Source organism: Pelomonas baiyunensis (assembly GCF_043555935.1).
Taxonomy (GTDB): Bacteria; Pseudomonadota; Gammaproteobacteria; order Burkholderiales; family Burkholderiaceae_C; genus Pelomonas; species Pelomonas baiyunensis.
The window spans coordinates 282,297-300,394 of record NZ_JBIGIB010000004.1; the positions used below are offsets into that span (position 1 = coordinate 282,297).

Annotated in this window: 13 protein-coding genes; 11 read left to right on the forward strand and 2 right to left on the reverse strand. The window is 71.5% G+C overall.

Features of this window, described 5'->3' with window-relative positions; all coding sequences use genetic code 11:
• Window positions 1-239: 239 nt before the first annotated feature.
• Window positions 240-2,405, reverse strand: a complete 2,166-nt coding sequence (locus ACG01O_RS15460; protein ID WP_394385904.1) for a sigma-54-dependent Fis family transcriptional regulator — start codon at window positions 2,403-2,405, stop codon at window positions 240-242.
• A 252-nt stretch (window positions 2,406-2,657) separates the two neighbouring features.
• On the opposite strand from ACG01O_RS15460, the gene pedF reads away from it, so the two are divergent.
• From pedF to ACG01O_RS15515, 11 genes are all read left to right on the forward strand, one after another.
• Window positions 2,658-3,131 carry a cytochrome c-550 PedF gene (gene pedF, locus ACG01O_RS15465; protein WP_394385906.1) on the forward strand — a complete coding sequence of 158 codons (474 nt, stop codon included), beginning with the start codon at window positions 2,658-2,660 and terminating at the stop codon, window positions 3,129-3,131.
• Window positions 3,128-3,976 carry a substrate-binding periplasmic protein gene (locus ACG01O_RS15470; RefSeq protein WP_394385908.1) on the forward strand — a complete coding sequence of 283 codons (849 nt, stop codon included), beginning with the start codon at window positions 3,128-3,130 and terminating at the stop codon, window positions 3,974-3,976. The genes pedF and ACG01O_RS15470 overlap by 4 nt, the downstream gene beginning before the upstream one ends.
• A 51-nt stretch (window positions 3,977-4,027) precedes the next feature.
• Entirely contained in the window at window positions 4,028-6,172 is a 2,145-nt protein-coding gene (locus ACG01O_RS15475) for a TonB-dependent receptor family protein (RefSeq protein ID WP_394385910.1), read from the forward strand.
• A 14-nt stretch (window positions 6,173-6,186) separates the two neighbouring features.
• Window positions 6,187-7,128 (forward strand): beta-propeller fold lactonase family protein, encoded by a 942-nt coding sequence (locus ACG01O_RS15480; RefSeq protein ID WP_394385912.1) that lies wholly within the window; start codon window positions 6,187-6,189, stop codon window positions 7,126-7,128.
• A 141-nt stretch (window positions 7,129-7,269) separates the two neighbouring features.
• Window positions 7,270-9,759, forward strand: a complete 2,490-nt coding sequence (locus ACG01O_RS15485) for a TonB-dependent receptor (RefSeq protein ID WP_394385914.1) — start codon at window positions 7,270-7,272, stop codon at window positions 9,757-9,759.
• Between the two features lie 254 nt (window positions 9,760-10,013).
• Window positions 10,014-11,141, forward strand: coding sequence for a porin (locus ACG01O_RS15490; protein WP_394385916.1), 1,128 nt, complete (start codon window positions 10,014-10,016; stop codon window positions 11,139-11,141).
• Window positions 11,142-11,278: 137 nt separating this feature from the next.
• The gene (locus ACG01O_RS15495) at window positions 11,279-11,944 is read left to right on the forward strand and encodes a type 1 glutamine amidotransferase domain-containing protein (RefSeq protein WP_394385918.1); all 666 of its coding nucleotides are present in this window, start codon (window positions 11,279-11,281) and stop codon (window positions 11,942-11,944) included.
• A 61-nt stretch (window positions 11,945-12,005) separates the two neighbouring features.
• Window positions 12,006-13,154 carry a hypothetical protein gene (locus ACG01O_RS15500; RefSeq protein WP_394385921.1) on the forward strand — a complete coding sequence of 383 codons (1,149 nt, stop codon included), beginning with the start codon at window positions 12,006-12,008 and terminating at the stop codon, window positions 13,152-13,154.
• Between the two features lie 169 nt (window positions 13,155-13,323).
• Window positions 13,324-13,722 carry a response regulator gene (locus ACG01O_RS15505; protein ID WP_394385923.1) on the forward strand — a complete coding sequence of 133 codons (399 nt, stop codon included), beginning with the start codon at window positions 13,324-13,326 and terminating at the stop codon, window positions 13,720-13,722.
• Entirely contained in the window at window positions 13,719-14,663 is a 945-nt protein-coding gene (locus tag ACG01O_RS15510) for a transporter substrate-binding domain-containing protein (RefSeq protein WP_394385925.1), read from the forward strand. Before ACG01O_RS15505 ends, ACG01O_RS15510 begins: the two co-directional genes overlap by 4 nt.
• Window positions 14,660-16,348: an ATP-binding protein gene (locus ACG01O_RS15515; protein WP_394385927.1), complete on the forward strand. Its 1,689-nt coding sequence runs from the start codon at window positions 14,660-14,662 to the stop codon at window positions 16,346-16,348. The genes ACG01O_RS15510 and ACG01O_RS15515 overlap by 4 nt, the downstream gene beginning before the upstream one ends.
• Before the next feature lie 35 nt (window positions 16,349-16,383).
• On the opposite strand, the gene ACG01O_RS15520 is transcribed toward ACG01O_RS15515, so the two are convergent.
• On the reverse strand, window positions 16,384-17,943 hold the full coding sequence (locus ACG01O_RS15520; RefSeq protein ID WP_394385929.1) for a methyl-accepting chemotaxis protein: 1,560 nt from the start codon (window positions 17,941-17,943) through the stop codon (window positions 16,384-16,386).
• Window positions 17,944-18,098: the final 155 nt, after the last annotated feature.

Consider the following 18,098-nt stretch of genomic DNA (forward strand, 5'->3'; position numbering starts at 1 on the left):
CAACATCAGGGAGAGGGAACTGCAGCGGGTCATTGCCCGCCACTGGTGCAAAACCCGTGCCTTGCGTTTCAGGCCTGCCCGGGGGTGGTTTTTGCTCCAGCCGGTGACACCGCTGCCCGGGTGAGCCCCGGGAAAGTCCCCGGCACGGTTTGAGGCGGGCGCGCCACGCCGGAAGGCCCCGCGCGCAGGCCAACCGCGCCGGGTCAGGGGTTCAGGGCGAGGGGTTCAGGGCCGGCGGGTCACTCGCCCTTGTCGGCGCCGGTGTTCCAGCGCAGGCGGCGGTAGATGGTGTTGCGGCTGATACCCAGCTGCTTGGACGCCAGCGAGATGTTGCCGCCCACCGCGTCCAGCGTGGCGCGGATCATGTCGATCTCGGCCTGCTCCAGCGTGCGCGCGGTGGCCGGCTCGGCCGGCGCCACCGGCGGCGGCACGGCCAAGGGCGGCGCGGCCTCCAGAGGCGCCCAGCCCGAAGGTGGCATCACGGCGGCGGCCGGCGGCATCACCGGGGCCATGGCCATGCCCGTCAGGGGCGCAGCGGGCAGCGGGGCCGGCGCGGGCGCTGCCATGCCGGCCAGGCGCTGGATGTCTTCCAGGAAGTCGTCGGACAGGTGGGCGGTGGTCACCACCCGTTCGCCCACCGACATCACGGCCGCCGTGCGCAGCACATTGGCCAGCTGGCGGATGTTGCCCGGCCAGGGGTAGCGGCGGAACATGGACAGCACCTGCGGGCTCAGCTCGGGCGGGTCTTGCGGGCGCTCGGCCTGCAGGATGCGACGCACGATGGCCTCGATGTCGGTGCGCTCGCGCAGCGCGGGCAGGCGCAGGGCCAGGCCGTTCAGGCGGTAGTACAGGTCTTCGCGGAAGGTCTGCGCCTCGATCATTTCGCGCAGGTTGCGGTGCGTGGCGCCGATGACGGCGATGTCCACCGCGATGGACTTGGTGCTGCCCAGCGGCGTGACGCTGCGCTCCTGCAGCGCGCGCAAGAGGCGGGCCTGCAGCGGCAGCGGCATGTCGCCGATCTCGTCCAGGAACAGCGTGCCGCCGTTGGCCTGCACCAGGCGGCCCGGCGCGCCCTTGCGCCGCGCGCCGGTGAAGGCGCCCTCTTCGTAGCCGAACAGCTCGGCCTCGATGAGGCTCTCGGGAATGGACGCGCAGTTCACCGCCACGAAGGGTTGGCGCGCGCGGTTGGAGTCGTGGTGCACGGCGCGGGCCAGCAGCTCCTTGCCGGTGCCGGTTTCGCCCAGGATGAGCAGCGGAATGCCGCGGTCCAGCACGCGCTTGACCTTCTGAATCACGGTTTCCAGCTGCGGGTCGCCGGTGCGCAGGTACTGCAGGCCCGAGAAGCGGGTGTGGCCGGCGGCGTCCACGCCGGGCATGGGGGGCACGTCACCCACCAGCGGCGTGGGCGGGGTGCCGGCGGCCTGCGCCGACGTGGGCGCCGGCCCGGGCGCGGGCTCCCGCACCTCGGCGGTTTCGGCGTCCACGGTGTGCAGGCCGGCCACCACGGGGCGGGAGGGCCAGTCGAACCGCGCGCTCACGAACAGGCTCTGCCCCGTGGGCAGGCACAGCTGCATGGGCGGCGACAGCGGCATGCGGAAGTGGTCGTACACCGCCGCGGGCGTGGTGCCCAGCAGGCTGGAGAGGCTGCGCATGCGCAGCTCGGCGCCGCTCATGCCGAGTTGGTCCAGCGCGGCGCGGTTGGCGCCCAGCAGCCGGCCGTCGGGCGACACCACGAGGATGCCCTCCAGCAGCGTGCCGATGAACTCGGGCCGGCTGTGGAAGTGCAGGCGCAGGCGGTTGTTGTAGTCGTCCGAGAGCCAGTGGTTCTCGATCATGCGGGCCGACATGCGCACCAGGCCCATGGTGTGCTGGTGGTAGCCGCGGTGGTCGCCGGTCACGTCCAGCACGCCCAGCATGTTGCCGCGCGGGTCAAAGATGGGCGAGGCCGAGCACGTCAGGAAGTTGTTGGCGTGCATGAAATGCTCGCCGCCGTGGATCAGCGTGGGCGCTTCCTCGAACAGCGCCGTGCCGATGGCGTTGGTGCCCTTGGCGTGCTCGGCCCAGTTCTCGCCCGGGGCCAGGGCCACGCGGTGGGCGCGGGCCAGGAAGCTGTCGTCGCCCACGGCGTGCAGGATGGTGCCCTGCGCGTCGGTCAGCACGATCATGCTTTCGGTGTTCACGATCTGCTCGTACAGCAGCTGCATCACCGGCGCGGCGTGCGTGTACAGGCGCTGGTTGCGCTCGCGGGCGAGGTTCAGGTCGCTGCGGATCATCGGGTCCAGCCCGCACTTCTCGTGGCGCTTCAGGCCCAGGGCCTCGCTGCGCTGGTGGCTGCGCTCGATGAAGGCCTGGCGCGGCGGCGCCAGGGGGGCGGCGCCAGGCACCGCGGACGTGTCGATGGACATAGAGGCTTCCTTGCCTGCCTCAACAGGCTTGTCTCCGGGGCGCAGTCGCGGCGGATGGCCGTGCTGCACGTGCTTTTTTGAAGTCGCAGGGCATCGTGTCGCAATCCGGGGCGGCTGTCCATCCGCGCTGGCACGCCGCGTTGGGCGCCAGTGTGTCAGCTTGGAACAGTGCAACCCTGGCATGTGGCTTGCAGAACCGGCGGCAAGCCCTCGATGGCCCCCGTTCCCTTGATTACACCGGAGACACCTTTCATGAAACTGCATCCCCTCGTCATCGCCGGCAGCCTGAGCCTCGCCGCCATCGTGGTGACCGTGCAGGCCTGGGCCCATGGCGACGTCACACCCCAGGCCGTGGACACCTCCAGCCTGCCCCAGCTGGGCGAGGGCTGGCTGCCCGAGAACCCCTACCGCACCAACGAGGCCGCCGTGAAGATCGGCACCTCGGCCTTCAACCAGAACTGCGCCCGCTGCCACGGGCTGGAAGCCATCTCCGGCGGCATTGCGCCGGACCTGCGCAAGCTGGACAACGACTGCGCCTCGCTGAAGGACGCCGCCAAGAAGGCCGCCTGCGTGAAGGAAAACGACGACTATTTCCTGAACACCGTGCGCCACGGCCGCAGCCGCAACGGCGCCGTGTACATGCCCCCGTTCGAGGGTGTGTTCACGCAGGAAGCGATGTGGGCCATCAAGGCCTACCTGGAAACCCGCCGGGAGAAGCCGCTGTGAGCCGCGGCCCGGCGACCGGATCGCTGAGCCGCCGCCAGCTGCTGGCCTGGGCCGCAGCGGGCACCCTCACCGGCGGCCACGCCGGCGCGGCCACGCTGGCGCAGGTGCGCGAGCGTGGTCGGCTCATCGTGGGCCTGTACGAAGACATGCCGCCCTTTCATGTGAAGGGCCGCGGCATCGACATGGAGCTGGGCCAGGCGCTGGCCGAAGCGCTGGGCGTGAAGTTCGCGCCCCTGCCCTTCAATGCCGACGAGAACATGGCCGACGACCTGCGCAACATGGTCTGGAAGGGGCACTACCTGGGCTACGGCCCGGCCGACGTGCTGCTGCACGTGCCGGTGGACCGCCCGCTGATCGAGGCCACGCCGCAGGCTCGCATCTTTGCGCCCTACTACCGCGAACGCGTGATGCTGGCCCGCCGCGTGGCCGATGTGCCGGTGCTGGACAGCCTGTCCCAACTCGGCGCAGCCAAGGTGGCCGTGCCCGGGCAGACCCTGGCCGGCTGGCTGCTGATTGGCGCCGACGGCGGGGCCTACCGCGAGCAGTTGCTCACGCAGTGGAAGGACGGCTGCGAGGCCGCCCGCGCGCTGCAGCGCGGTGAGGTGTCGGCCGCGGCGGGCCTGGCCTCCGAGCTGGAAAGCGTGCTGGCGGGCGATGCAGCCTACCGCATCGAGCCCCTGCCCTCGCCCCGCGCGCCGCGCGAAGGCTGGGCCGCCGGCATGGCGGTGAAAAAAGACGCCACCGACCTGGCCGAGGCCCTGCAGGCCGCGCTGAACCAGCTGACCGCCCAAGGCCGCGTGGCCGAGATTTTTGCCAAGTACAAAGTGGCCTGGCGCCCGGCCTGAACCCAGCCCCCTGGTTTCAACCCCGCCAAGACCGCGCCCCCGGAGACACCCATGACCCCACGTTTCGCGCCTGTCGCGCGAAGGACTGCCCTTGCCCTGGCCGCCACGGCCCTGGCCCAGGTTCAGGCTCAAACCACCGCACCCACGGTGCTGGCCCCCGTCGTCGTCACGTCGACCCGCATCGAGGCCGCAGCCTTTGACCTGCCCGCGTCCATCCAGCGCCTGTCGGGCGACGACCTGCGCGCCGGCCGCGCGCAAGTGAACATCTCCGAGGGCCTGGGCGCAGTACCCGGGCTGCTGGCGCGTGACCGCCAGAACTACGCGCAAGACGTGCAGATCTCGGTGCGCGGCTTCGGCGCGCGGGCCAGCTTCGGCATCCGCGGCGTGCGGGTGTACGTGGACGACATTCCCGCCACGCTGCCCGACGGCCAGGGCCAGATCACCAACGTCGAGCTGGGCACCGTGGGCCGCGTGGAGGTGCTGCGCGGGCCGTTCTCGGCGCTGTACGGCAACTCCTCCGGCGGCGTCATCAGCATCCATTCCGAATCGCCCAGCGGCCCGGCGCGGCTGGACACCAGCGTGGGTTTAGGCAGCGACGGCCTGCGCCGCGTGGCGGCCTCGGCCAGCGGCACCACGGGCGAGGGTCAGGTCATCGGCTACACCCTGGGCGCCAGCCGCTTCACGACTGACGGCTACCGCCAGCACAGCGCCACCGAGCGCCAGCTGGCCAACGCGCGGCTGAGCTTCAAGCTGGGGGCGGCCACGCAACTCACGCTGGTGGCCAACCGCGTGGAGCTGCCCGAAGCGCAAGACCCGCTGGGCCTGACGCGCGCGCAGTGGCAGGCCGCCCCACGCGGCGTGGACGCGTCGGCGCTGAGCTTCAACACCCGCAAGACCATGACGCAGGAGCAAGGCGGCCTGGTGCTGGAGCACGGCATCGATGCCGCCAACACGCTGCGCGTGATGGTGTACCAAGGCCACCGCAGCACGGCGCAGTTCCAGTCGATTCCGGTGGCCACACAGGCCAGCCCGTTGCACCCGGGCGGCGTCATCGACCTGAGCCGCGACTACGAAGGCGCCGACCTGCGCTGGCGCTGGAAAGGCGAGACCGCCAGCCTCGTGGCCGGCGTGGCGGCCGACAGCCTGCGCGAGCACCGCGTGGGCGAGCAGAACTTCACCGGCACCGGGGCCAGCGCGGTGCTGGGTGTGCGCGGCGCCCTGCGGCGCGACGAAACCAACCGCGTCTCCAACGCCGACCCCTACCTGCAAGCCCAGTGGCAGCCCACACCCGCGTGGCTCGTCACCGGCGGCGTGCGGCGCAGCGTGGTGGACTTTCAAAGCACCGACGCCTACATCACCAAAACCAACCCCGACGACAGCGGCAGCGCCCGCTACGCCGCCACGCTGCCCGTGCTGGGCGTGAGCTTCGCGGCCAGCGACACGCTGCGCCTGTACGCCACGGCCGGCAAGGGCTTCGAGACGCCCACGCTCAACGAACTGTCTTACCGCGCCAGCGGCGCCACGGGCCTGAACTTCGCGCTGCAGGCCGCCACCAGCCGCAGCCTGGAAGCCGGCGTGAAGGCCAAGCCCTGGGCGGGCAGCGAGCTGACGCTGGCCGTGTTCAACACCACCACCGACCGCGAGATCGTCACGCAGACCAACGTGGGCGGCCGCGCCACCTTCCAGAACGCCGGCGCCACGCGCCGCCGCGGGCTGGAAGCCTCGGGCGCCTTCCAGCTCAGCCCCTCGCTGCAGGCGCAGCTGGCCGCCACCTGGCTGGACGCGCGCTACCGCGACGGCTTCCTCACCTGCACCGCCACGCCCTGCGCGGCGGCCAACCAGGCGGTGGCGCCGGACAACCGCATTCCCGGCATCGCCCGCACCGCACTGTTCGGCGCGCTCACCTGGCTGCCGGCGGGCGGCTGGCGCCTCGGCGTGGAAGGCCGCGCGCTGTCCAAGGTGTTCGTGAACGACCTGAACACCGACGCCGCCGGCGGCTACGCCACGCTCGCCGCCCACGCGGGCTACCAGCTGAGCCTGGGTGCCTGGGACCTGGGCGCGCTGCTGCGGGTGGACAACCTGGCGGGCCGCCGCTACGCCGGATCGGTAATCGTGAACGACGGCAACGGCCGCTTCTTCGAGCCCGCCCCGGGACGCACCTGGCTGGCCTCGGCCAGCCTGAGTTACCGCTTCTGATGCCGGAGATCGCCATGGCCCGCCTGCTGCCCACGCTCACCCTGCTCGCCACCGCCCTGTCGCAGGCCCACGCCGGCCCGCTGGCCTATGTGTCCAACGAGGGCTCGGGCACGCTGAGCGTCATCGACACCGCCACCGACGCCGTGCTCTACGAACTGCCCGCCGGCGCAAAGCCGCGCGGCGCGGTCATCAGCCCCGACGGCCGCCGCGCCTACGTGAGCGACCAGCCCGGCAACCGCCTCGTCGTGCTGGACCTGGCCGCCCGCCGCCAGGCCGGCGAGATCCCGCTGGGCGAGTCGCCCGAGGGCCTGGGCCAGTCGCCTGACGGCCGCTGGGTGACGGCCGCGGTGGAGGAAACCAACGAGGTGGTGTTCGTCGACACGCGCACCCTGGCCAAGAGCTTTGCGGTGAAGGTGAAGGGCAAGAACCCCGAGCACGCGGTGTTCAGCCCCGACGGCCGCTGGGTGCTGGTGAGCGCCGAGGAAGGCAGCGCCGTGGACGTGATCGACGTGGACAAGCGCCGGCAGGTGGCGCAGGTGCCGGTGGGCACGCGGCCGCGCGGCATCGGTTTCTCACCCGACGGCCTGCGCGCGTTCGTGGCGGCCGAGATGTCCAGCGAGATTTACGTCATCAACACCCAAACTTTCAAGGTGCAAGACAAGCTGATGGCCGGCCCCAAGAGCAACGGCATCAGCGTGCACCCGGACGGCCGGCGCGTGTTCGTGTCCAACGGCGGCGACGGCACGGTCTCGGTGCTGGATGTGGAGCGCATGGCCTTCATCGCCACCATCCCAGTGGGCCAGCGGCCGTGGAACATGGCGCTCACGCCCGACGGCAAGAAACTCTACGTGGCCTGCGGCCGCTCGGGCGCGGTGTCGGTCATCGACACCGACACGCAGCAGAAGGTGGCCGATGTGACGGTGGGCAAGCTGCCCTGGGGCGTGGTCATCCGCTGAGTGTTCCAGCCGGGCACAGCGGCACAGCGCAGGCGGTAGTTCCTCGGGGGCCGCGGCGGGAAGTTTTCCCGAGCCTGCCGGCCCCTCGCTCCGAAGAATCACTTGCAGCAACGCATCGATTCAAAAAAGCGGAGACAGCCCTTGAAACCCACCCACCACCGCCTCGCCCTCGCCGCGCTGGCACTCCTGTCCACGGCAGCCGCGCAGGCGCAGATCCAACTGGAACGCGTCGAGGTCGTCGGCGTGTCGCCGGTGGCCGGCGCCGATGTGGCGCGCGACCGCATCGCCGCGCCAGTGCAAACCGCCCGCGCCGCCGACATCGACCGCAGCCAGGCGCCGGACCTCAGCAACTTCCTGAACCGCCGGCTGGGCAGCGTGTCGCTGAACGAGATGCAGGGCAACCCGCTGCAGCCCGACGTGAACTTCCGCGGCTTCACGGCCTCGCCGCTGCTGGGCTCGCAACAGGGCCTGTCGCTCTACCTGGACGGCATGCGCCTGAACCAGCCCTTCGGCGACGTGGTGAGCTGGGACCTGGTGCCCAAAGCCGCCATTGCCAGCATCGCCCTCATCCCCGGCTCCAACCCGCTGTTCGGGCTGAACACGCTGGGCGGCGCGCTCCATGTGCAGACCAAGAGCGGCCTCACGCACGCGGGCACCTCGCTGCAGTTGCAGGCCGGCAGCTGGGGCCGCCGCACGACGGATTTCGAGCACGGCGGCCACGCGGCGGACGGCACGCACTGGTACGTGACCGGCCAGAAATTCAAGGAGCGCGGCTGGCGCGACGACTCGCCCTCCGACGCGGCCCAGCTCTTCGCCAAGCTCGGCCGCCGCAGCGGCGAGACCGACCTGTCGCTCACCGCCGCCCTCGCCGACACCGACCTCAACGGCAACGGCCTGCAAGACGCCCGCTTCCTGGCCCGCGACCGCGCCAGCGTCTACACCAAGCCCGACAACACCAAGAACCGCGCGGGGCTGCTCAACCTCGCGCTGTCGCAGCACCTCAGCGAGCAGTGGAAGCTGACCGGCAACGCCTACGCCCGCAGCATCCGCACCCGCACCTACAACGGCGACCTCAACGACGACTCGCTGGACCAGTCGCTCTACCAACCCAACGCCACCGAGCGTGCCGCCCTCACGGCGGCTGGCTACAGCGGCTTCCCGACCGCTGGCGAGAGCGCAGCCAACACGCCCTTCCCCAAATGGCGCTGCATCGCCCAGGCGCTGCTGAACGACGAGCCGGCCGAGAAGTGCAACGGCGTCATCAACCAGACGCGCACCACCCAGCACAACGCCGGCTTCAATGTGCAGGCGAGCTACGAAGGGCTGCTGTTCGGCCTGCCCAGCCAAAGCCTCGTCGGCGCCGCGCTGGACCTGAGCCGCAGCCACTTCACGCAAAGCTCGGAGCTGGGCTACCTGAACGCCGACCGCAGCATCACCGGCGTGGGCGCCTTCGGTGACGGTGTGACCGGCGGCAACATCGACGGCGAGCCCTATGACACGCGCGTGGACCTCGCCGGCCGCACGCGCACGCTCAGCGCGTTTGCCAGCAGCGTGCTGACGCTGTCCACCGGCACCCACCTGACCGTGGCCGGCCGCTACAACCACACGCGCGTGCGCAACCGCGACGCCATCACGCCCGGCGGTGGCGCGGGCTCACTGGACGGCGACCACAGCTTCCGCCGCCTCAACCCCGCGCTGGGCCTGACCTTCACGCCCGTGGCCGGCGTGAACGCCTGGCTGGGCGTGAACCAGGGCAGCCGCACGCCCTCGTCCATCGAGCTGGGTTGCGCCGACCCGGCCAACCCCTGCAAGCTGCCCAACGCCATGGCCGGCGACCCGCCGCTCAAACAGGTCGTCACCACCACCGTGGAAGCCGGCCTGCGCAGCGCGGCGGGCAGCGCGCTGGCGTGGAACATGGGCCTGTTCCGCGCCGACAACCGCGACGACCTGCTTTTCGTCGCCGATGACGCCGCAGGCTTCGGCTACTTCAAGAACTTCGGCACGACGCGCCGCCAGGGCGTGGAGTTGGGCCTGAGCGGCCAGCCCACAAAGGGCTTCACGGCCGGCGCCAACCTCACGCTGCTGGACGCCACCTACCGCAGTGCCGAGGTCGTGAACGGCGCCGCCAACAGCAGCAACGACGCTGCCCAGACCGGCCTGCCCGGCGTGGCCGGCACCCTCGCCATCACGCCCGGTGACCGCATCCCGCTGGTGCCGCGCCGCATGTTGAAGCTTTACGTGGACCTGGACCTGGGCGACGCCTGGAGCCTGGGCGCCGATGCCGTGGCCATGGGCGGCGCGCTGGCCCGCGGCAACGAGAACGGCCTGCACCGGCCCGACGGCGTTTACTACCTCGGCGCCGGCCGCAGCGCGGGCTACGCGGTGCTCAACGTCAATGCGGCGTGGACGCCCAGCCAGGGCCTGAAGCTGTTCGCCCACGTCAACAACCTGTTCGACCGCGCCTACGCCACCGCCGCCCAGTTGGGCCCCACGGGCTTCACCGACGCGGGCAACTTCCAGAGCCGGCCCTTCCCCCTCAACAGCCAGGGCCAGCGCCCGCTGCGCCATGGCACCTTCTTCGCACCCGGCGCGCCGCGCAGCGTGAACGTGGGCGTGAAGTACAGCTTCTAGGCACAAGCCCTCGCCGGCTGCGCCGCACTGTCACAACCCCGCTGCGCCACGGCACAGCGGGCAGTGCGGGCGGCGCAACAGCCCGGGTCAGGGCACACCCTCGGGCCCGTGCCGCCACGACACGCTGAACGGCTCCGCACCATGCCCCATTGCGCCGCGCGGCAACGCCCACGCGGCGCACCCGCTCCAGGTCGTGACTGGCACAGCCCTTGCGCAAGGCGCTCCGGCTACCCAAACCACAACTGGAGACAAACATGAACACCACCCGCACCCTCATTGCTGCCACGCTCGCCACCACCGGCTTCGCCGCCCACGCCGCCGACCTCAAGGCCGGCGAGTGGGACATCGGCATCGGCGGCATCGTCAACGCCTACTACACGCACACCCGCTGCAGCGGCTCGCAAACCGTGGGCGGCGTGGCCCTGGCCAGCAAGGCCCTGGGCTGCGGCGGCACCGACGGCCGCACCGTCATCGGCAACGGCCTGCTGCCCAATGCCCTCACCACCACGGCCAAGACCCGGCAGGACGGCATCGACATCGGCGCCACGCTGATGATCGGCGCCGCCGTGGCCTCGGGCGACGCCATCTCCAACAACAACAACGTGGACGTGCGCCAGGGCTTCTTCACCTTCGGCAACGCCGACATGGGCACCGTGAAGCTGGGCCGCGACTACGGCCTGTTCGGCAAGACCGCCATCCTGGGCGACATGACACTCATCGGCGCTGGCGCCCCGGTCAGCGCCACGCAGCGCAACCGCGTCACGCTGGGCCACATCGGCTCGGGCTACACCTACCTGGGCACCTACGGCCAGCTGGCCTACAGCCTGCCCACCAGCGGCGGCTTCAGAGCCACCGTGGCCCTGATGAGCCCGGTGGACGCCGGCACGCTGGTGGGCCGCAACTCGCCCCAGCTGCAAGCCCTGGCCACCGTCGAGTTCGGCGGCGGCAAGGCCTGGCTGGGCGCCAAGAGCCAGAAGTTCGAAGGCCCCGCCAACACCGGCTTCACCATGAACGGCGTGGAGCTGGGCGCCAGCGTGACGGCCGGCGCGCTGGGCCTGTCGGCCAACCTGCAAACCGGCAAGGGCCTGGGCGTGCTGACCGACGGCGACAGCGGCAACCGCAAGCAGACCAACCTGCTGCTGCAAGCCACCTGGCAGGCCACCGCCAAAACCAAGCTGGGCCTGAACTGGGGCGAAAGCAAGCTCAAGGACGGCGTGGCGAGCGACCTGCGCAGCAACACCAACCTCACCGCCGGCCTCTACTACGGCCTCACCAAAAGCGTGACCCTGGTGGGCGAAGTGAGCCGCACCACCTCCAAGCCGGTCTCGGGCAGCGACGCCAAGATGAGCGGCGTGGCGCTGGGCGGGATCGTGTTCTTCTGACCCTGAAGGCACACGCGCGCGCCAAGCCCGCCAGGTACGCCAGACCTGCGCGGTCTGGCGGCCAGGTGGCTTGGTGGCCTACACGGCGCGCACAGACGGACGTCTAGATTGGCAGCTCGCCACTCTGAAAGCCGTTCATGCGCGCCCTGTTCGTTGCCACCAGTGCCACCCACCTCGCACCCGATCACCCCACGGGCCTGTGGCTGGAAGAGTTCTCCGTGCCGTATCTCGCGGCCGTGGACGCGGGCATTGAGGTCACGGTCGCCTCGCCGCGCGGTGGCGCCGTGCCGCTGGACCCGAAGACGGAGCCCAACGACACCCAGCGCCACACCTGGGCGGCCGCCCTGCAGGCGCTGCAGCACAGCGTCACGCTGGCGTCGGTGCAGGGCGAAACCTTTGACGCCCTCTTCATTCCCGGAGGCCACGGCCCCATGGTGGACCTGGCCACCGACGACACCCTGCACGCCCTCGTGGCGCGGCACGACGCCGCCGGCCGCGTGATCGCTGCCGTCTGCCACGGCCCGGCGGCCCTGGTGCACGCCCTGCGCGCCGACGGCCACCCCTTCTTCAGCGGCCGCAGCGCCACCGGCTTCACCAACGCCGAGGAATTCCTCGCGGGCCTGAAAGACGTCGTGCCCTTCCTGCTGGAAGACGAGATGAAGGCCAGCGGGGCGGACTTCCATTCCGCGCTGCTACCGATGCTCAGCCACGTCGAGCAGGACGGCCACGTCATCACCGGCCAGAACCCGCAGTCAAGCGAAGCGGTGGCCAAGGCCTTGGTGGCGGCGCTGGGGGTGCGCTGAGCCCCGCGCCCCTGGGGCACACGCACGCCGAACTGCGTCGATGCCGCAGTACGCTGGCGGCATGACGAAACCCCTGCTGGCGCTCCGGCGTGCCGGGCTCGCGCTCATGGCCGCCGGCCTGAGCCGCGCGGCCGTCGCCGCCCCGATCACCGAGGCCCCCACCCGGCTGTTGGTCACGGGCCTGAGCTTGCCCGACCGCATGGCCACCACCTACGGCTGGCTGGACGCGCACCACCTGGCCGTGACCACCCCACCGCCCGGCGACGACGACGCCTACTCCGGCCTGCGCCGCCTGGTGGCCGTAGATGCCCGCACCGGCGCCCAGACCGTGCTGCTGGAGCGCGGATTCCTGAGTTGCGCCAACCCACACACCGGCGTGGTGGCGGCCTACGTGGGCGACCTGCGCAAGCTGCTGCGCGGCGGCCCTGCGGCCGCCCCCGTGCTGACCTGGTTCCGCTGGGACGCCCAGCAGACCCGCCTGGTGCCTCAGCCGCCCCCGCCCGGGCCGCCGATGCATCCCCAGCAATGCCGGCCGTTTGACCCGGAGGACGACCGCAACGGCCAGGTCATGACCGGCGCAGCGCCTGTGCGCACGCTGGAGCCAGGGCACGGCCAGATCCGCTGGACCTGGGACCCCGCCACGGGGCAGCGCGGTGCGGTGCAGTGGATGCGTGGCGCCGAGCGCCGCACGCTGGATGTGCCCGCCGAGCGCATCCAGGCTTTGGTGGACTGGCTGCCCTACCGCAGCGCCTACCTGCTGACGCCCGGCCTGTACCGCGTGGAACAAGGCCAGATGACCGAACTGCTCCCGCTGACCACGATGGACCAGCAGGGCCGGACGGCCCAGGTGCCCACCCCCGCCGCTTTGGCCCCAGGGCTGTCGCGCGACTGGACGCACCAGGTCTTCTCGGTGCCGATGCGCGGCGGCCAGTTGCTGGCCGTGCCCGGCCGCAGCCACGACGGTGCCGGCCTGTACCGACACACCGCTCAAGGTCTGCAGCGGGTGTTCTGCGGCCCCAAGCCCGGAGGGGCCACCGACGACGCCTTGCGCGACCACACCCGCTGCTTCGAGGACGAGCCGATCCGCGTGTCACCCGACGGCTGCCAGGCCGCCTTCGCGACGCGCTACGACGCGGACGGCCGACTGCGCACGACCGGCCTGCAGGGCCAGGTTCACATGCTGGATCTGTGCGGCCGCGCAGTGCGCTGATCACACCCCCGCGCCGCCGCCTGTAGCAGGCCGGCGTCGCCCCCACCTTGCGATGGCGCAAGCCCGCCTCGGCGCGGGTGCCGGCGTGCACGCCCTGCGCGAATCCCCTGCACCGCGGGCCCGCCGCTGGCTACACTCAATCGTCGCGTAAGCGCACTGGGACCGACAGGTGAAGCCCCTTCCCGTCCTGCTCGTTGACGACAGCGAATTCGATCGCATGTACACGTCCGTGATCCTGGGCCGCACGGGGCTGCCGTGGGCCGTTCAGGAGTGCGAATCGGCCGCAGAAGCGCTGCAATCCATTGCACAGGCGCCGGGCCGCACGGCGCTGATCCTGCTGGATATCAACATGCCGGGCATGGACGGCTTCGAGTTCCTGGACGCGTTCGACCGCCTACCTGCCGCCCAGCGCGGTGACACCGCCGTGGTGGTGATGAGCAGCTCGCCGCTGGAGAGCGACCGCCAGCGCGCCCTGGCCCACGGGGTGGTGAAGGACTACCTCGTCAAACCCCTGACGCTGGACCAGGCCCAGCGCCTGGCCACCCACCCTCGCGTGGCCCCGGCATGACCCCGCGGCCCTGGCGCCTCATGCTGGCCGTGGCGGCCGCGCTGGCGCTGGGCGTGCTGAGCGTGGCCCCGCCGGCCGGGGCCGACGCCCCGCTGACCGTGCGCTTCGCCCCCGAGCGCGACTACGGGCCCTTCGTGTTTGCCGACGACGACGGCCGGGTGCAGGGCTTGTCGGTGGACCTGCTGGCCCGCCTGGCCCCCAGCGCCGGCTTGCGGCTGGAAACCCTGCCGCCGGCACCGCTGGCGCAGCAACTGGCCTTGCTGCGCGCGGGCGGGGCGGACCTGGTGAGTTCACTGCGCCCCACGCCCGAGCGGGCGGAGTACCTGGCCTTCACGCGGCCGTATGTGAACGTGCCGGCGCTGCTGGTGGTGCGCAGCGCGGCCGGTACCGCCGAGCGCAGCACCGACGGGCAAGCCGCCCTGCTGCGCCTGGCCGGCCATGCGGTGGCGGTGGGGGCGGGCTACGCGGTGGAGGGCTTTGCGCGCGAGCGCTTTCCGCAGGTGCGCTGGGCCGCCGTGCCTGACGACGTGCAGGCCCTCAGCGGCGTGCGCGACGGCCGCTTTGACGCCGCGGTGGTGGACGCCGCCAGCGCCGCCTTCATTGCCCAGCGCCAGCACTGGAGTGACCTGCGCGCGGCCGGCCCGATCGGCTTTGACTACGCCCTGAGCCTGGCCGTGCCCAAGGCGCGGGCTGACCTCGTGCAACGGCTGGACGCCGCCATTGCGGCCCTGCCGCTGCAGGAACGCGCCGCGATTCAACAGCGCTGGATGGGGCCGCTGGACGGCAATGCTTTGATGTCCTCGACATGGCAGGGCCTGCGCTGGGCGGCTGCGTGGCTGGGGCTGGCCGCCGTGCTGCTGGCGGTGCTGGCCTGGCGGCGCCACACGCAGCGAAGCACCAGCCCCGCAACCCACGCGCACGACACCGCACCGCCGCCATGAGCCTGGCGCCCCCGTTCTCGGCCCCGGCCCGCCACGCGCGCCCGGGCATGGGCCCTGGCCCCGCGCCCACGGCCGCAGGCTCGTGGCTGGCCCGCCAACCGCTGGGCCTCACCGCGTTGGGGCTGGGGCTGGCCTACGCCGGCGCGGCGGTGTTGTCGCTGCACCTGTCGCGCCAGCCCGGCAGCGTGGCGTCCATCTGGTACGCCAACGCGTTGGCCGTGGCCGCCCTGGCCCACCGCCCCTGGCGCGACTGGCCCGCGCTGCTGGCGGCCGTGCTGATGGCCATTGCCGCCGCCAACGGCCTGTGGGGCGACCAGTGGTGGCTGGCCCTGTCGTTCACACCGGCCAACCTGGTTGAGGTGGCGCTGGCCGCCGCCGCGTTGCGCCGCGCCGGGCTGCACCGCCGCGGCATTGACTCGGCCGCCACGCTGGGCGGCGCGCTGGGGCTGGCGGCTTTGCTTGCACCGCTGACGAGTGCCACCGTGGCGCTGGTGACGGTGGGGCCGGTCATCGGGCAGGGCTTCACCGGGCTGTGGCTGCCGTGGCTGGAGGGCAGCGCCATCGGCGCGCTGTCCACGCTGCCGCTGGCGCTGCTGCTGGCGCAGGAGGGCCCACAGCCGCTGCGCGTGCTGGCCGGCCATGTGGGGGCGTGGGCGCTGTTGTGCGCGTCCATCGGCGCCACGCTGCTGGCGGCCACCTCGCTGCCCTACCCCATGGTGTTCCTCACGCTGCCGCTGATTGCGGCCGCCGTGGTGCTGCCGCTGGCCGGGGCGTGTCTGCTGACGCTGGCGGTGTCCATCACGCTGGCGGCGGCGCTGGGCACCGGGCTGCTGCCGGCGCCGCCGCTCAGCGCCGCATGGCAGCAGGTGTTCATCTACGTGGCCATGGCGGCCGCGCTGCTGCCCGGGCAGTTGCTGGGCACCACGCTGCACGAGCTGCGCCGCAGCCGCGAGCACCTGGCGCAGCAGTCCGACGCACTCAAGCGCGCCAACGACGGGCTGGAGCAGTTCGTGCACTTCTCGGCGCACGACCTGCGCGAGCCGCTGAACACCATTGCCGCGTTCGGCAGCCTGCTGCGCGATGAAAGCCAGCCGCTGGACGCCACGGCCCGCCACCACCTGGAGCTGATGCTGCGCGGCACCGACCGCATGCGCACGCTGCTGGACGACATGCTCACCTTCGCCCGCATGCAGCAAGACCAGCCGCTGGCGCTGCAGCGCGTGGACCTGGACCTCGCCCTGCAGTCGGCCCGCGAAGCGCTGGCGCAACAGATCCAGCAATCCGGGGCCCAGATCACGAGCACCCCGCTGGGCCAGGTGGACGGCCACCCCGCCATGCTGCAGGTGCTGCTGCAAAACCTGCTGAGCAATGCGCTCAAGTTCGTGGAGCCCGGGCGCTCGCCGCAGGTGGAATTCAGCGCCCACCGCGACGGCAGCGCCCTTGTGTTGCAGGTGCGCGACCACGGCATCGGCATCGCACCGGACGACGCCGCCCGGTTGTTCAAGCCCTTCCAGCGCCTGCACCCGCGCCGCCGCTTCGACGGCTCCGGCCTGGGCCTGGCCCTGTGCCGCCGCATCGCGGAGGTGCACGGCGGTGAGATCGGTGTGACGCCGGCCGAGGGCGGGGGCAGTTGCTTCACGGTGCGGCTGCCGCACCGGGCGACCGGCGCCGACGCGGGGCGCTGACAGCACCGAGGCACGGCCGTGCCGGGTGCGGCAACCTACGCCACCGCGTCGCCGGTCTTGAACACCGCCACCGCCTCCACCAGCTGCTGGACCTGGCCCTTCAGGCTTTCGGCAGCCGCGGCGCTTTCCTCCACCAACGCGGCGTTCTGCTGGGTCACGCGGTCCATCTGGCCCACGGCGTCGCCCACCTGGCTAATGCCGGAGCTTTGCTGCGCGCTGGCGGTGGAGATCTCGGCCACGATCGCCCCCACCTGCTGGATGGCCTGCACGATGTCGCCCATGGTCTTGCCGGCCTGGTCCACCAAGGTGGAGCCGCGCTCCACTTGCTCCACGCTGCGGCTGATGAGGGTTTTGATTTCCTTCGCCGCGTCGGCGCAGCGCTGCGCCAGCGTGCGCACCTCGCCGGCCACCACGGCGAAGCCTCGGCCCTGCTCGCCCGCACGCGCCGCTTCCACGGCGGCATTCAGCGCCAGGATGTTGGTCTGGAACGCAATGCCGTCGATCACGCCAATGATGTCGCTGATCTTGCCGCTGCTTTGGCTGATGTTCTGCATCATGGCCACCACCTCGCCCACCACCTGACCGCCTTGCGCGGCCACGGCCGAGGCGCCCTGCGCCAGCTCGTTGGCGTGCGCGGCGTTTTCGGCGTTGTTGCGCACGGTGGTGTTGAGCTGCTCCATGGTGGCGGCGGTTTCCTGCAGCGCGCTGGCTTGCTGCTCGGTGCGCTGGCTCAGGTCCTGGTTGCCCAGCGCGATCTGCGCCGAGGCGGTGGCCACCGATTCGCTGGACTGACGCACCCGGGCCACCGTGTCGGCAAACGACTGGTGCATGGCCTGCAGCGCAGCGAACAGCGAATGGGCGTCGCCCGCGCGCACCGGAATGGACCCGGTGAGGTCGCCGCGCGAGATGCGCTGCGCTTCGTCGCGCGCCTGCGCCGGCTCGCCGCCCAGTTCGTTGAGCAGCGAGCGGGTGATCAGCACCGCCGCCAGCAGCGACAGCGCCAGCACCCCCGCTGCCACGGTGAGCGTGGCGCCGATGGTGCGGCTGACCTGGGCCTTGGCAGCCTCCGCGTTGGTGGCCATCAGGCCTTCCTGGAAATGCACCATCTTCTCGATGGCGCCGAAGAACACCTGCTGCTGGGCACGCACCTCACCCAGCACGTATTTGTTGGCGGCGTCCCACTGCCCCTCGCGAATCAGCCGGGCCGCTTCGTTGCGCGCCGTGCCATAGGCCGTGCGAGACGCGGCCATGGCGTTGAACAGCTGCTGGCCCTGGGGCGTGTTGAGCATGGCCTTGAGCTTTTCCATGCGCTGGGTGTTCTCGGCCACCGACCGATCCATGCGCGACAGGAATTCCGCCGCATCGGCCGACTGCCCCGCCACGCCGGCCAGCACCGCGTTGCGCAGCATGCGCGCCTGCAGGTTGACGGCGTCGTAGATGTCGCGCGAGGTGTCGATCTTGGGGTAGCGGTCATCCACCACCTGAGACACCGCCGACTGCACGTCGCGCAGCTGCAGCCACGCCACCGCAGCAAACGCCACGATCAAGGCCGCAATGGAGCCAAAGGCCAAGGTCAGTCGCCGGGCGACAGTCATGTTTCCGAACATCGATGGGATCCGCTGGGGGTGACGGGCGAGGCCACCGAGCGGCGGCATGCGCCATGCTAAAAAGTTAGGGAAACCGAGCGTTGATCTGCATCAAACCGCCGCAGATTCGGCGTTGAAAAACACCTTGGCAGCGGCTAAGCCCG

What these genes read in the sequence shown, in the direction of transcription:
- ACG01O_RS15460 (WP_394385904.1), bottom strand. Translation starts at nt 2,405, where the DNA reads ATGTCCATCGACACGTCCGCGGTGCCTGGCGCCGCCCCCCTGGCGCCG.
- pedF (WP_394385906.1), top strand. Translation starts at nt 2,658, where the DNA reads ATGAAACTGCATCCCCTCGTCATCGCCGGCAGCCTGAGCCTCGCCGCC.
- ACG01O_RS15475 (WP_394385910.1), top strand. Translation starts at nt 4,028, where the DNA reads ATGACCCCACGTTTCGCGCCTGTCGCGCGAAGGACTGCCCTTGCCCTG.
- ACG01O_RS15480 (WP_394385912.1), top strand. Translation starts at nt 6,187, where the DNA reads ATGGCCCGCCTGCTGCCCACGCTCACCCTGCTCGCCACCGCCCTGTCG.
- ACG01O_RS15490 (WP_394385916.1), top strand. Translation starts at nt 10,014, where the DNA reads ATGAACACCACCCGCACCCTCATTGCTGCCACGCTCGCCACCACCGGC.
- ACG01O_RS15495 (WP_394385918.1), top strand. Translation starts at nt 11,279, where the DNA reads ATGCGCGCCCTGTTCGTTGCCACCAGTGCCACCCACCTCGCACCCGAT.
- ACG01O_RS15500 (WP_394385921.1), top strand. Translation starts at nt 12,006, where the DNA reads ATGACGAAACCCCTGCTGGCGCTCCGGCGTGCCGGGCTCGCGCTCATG.
- ACG01O_RS15510 (WP_394385925.1), top strand. Translation starts at nt 13,719, where the DNA reads ATGACCCCGCGGCCCTGGCGCCTCATGCTGGCCGTGGCGGCCGCGCTG.
- ACG01O_RS15515 (WP_394385927.1), top strand. Translation starts at nt 14,660, where the DNA reads ATGAGCCTGGCGCCCCCGTTCTCGGCCCCGGCCCGCCACGCGCGCCCG.
- ACG01O_RS15520 (WP_394385929.1), bottom strand. Translation starts at nt 17,943, where the DNA reads ATGACTGTCGCCCGGCGACTGACCTTGGCCTTTGGCTCCATTGCGGCC.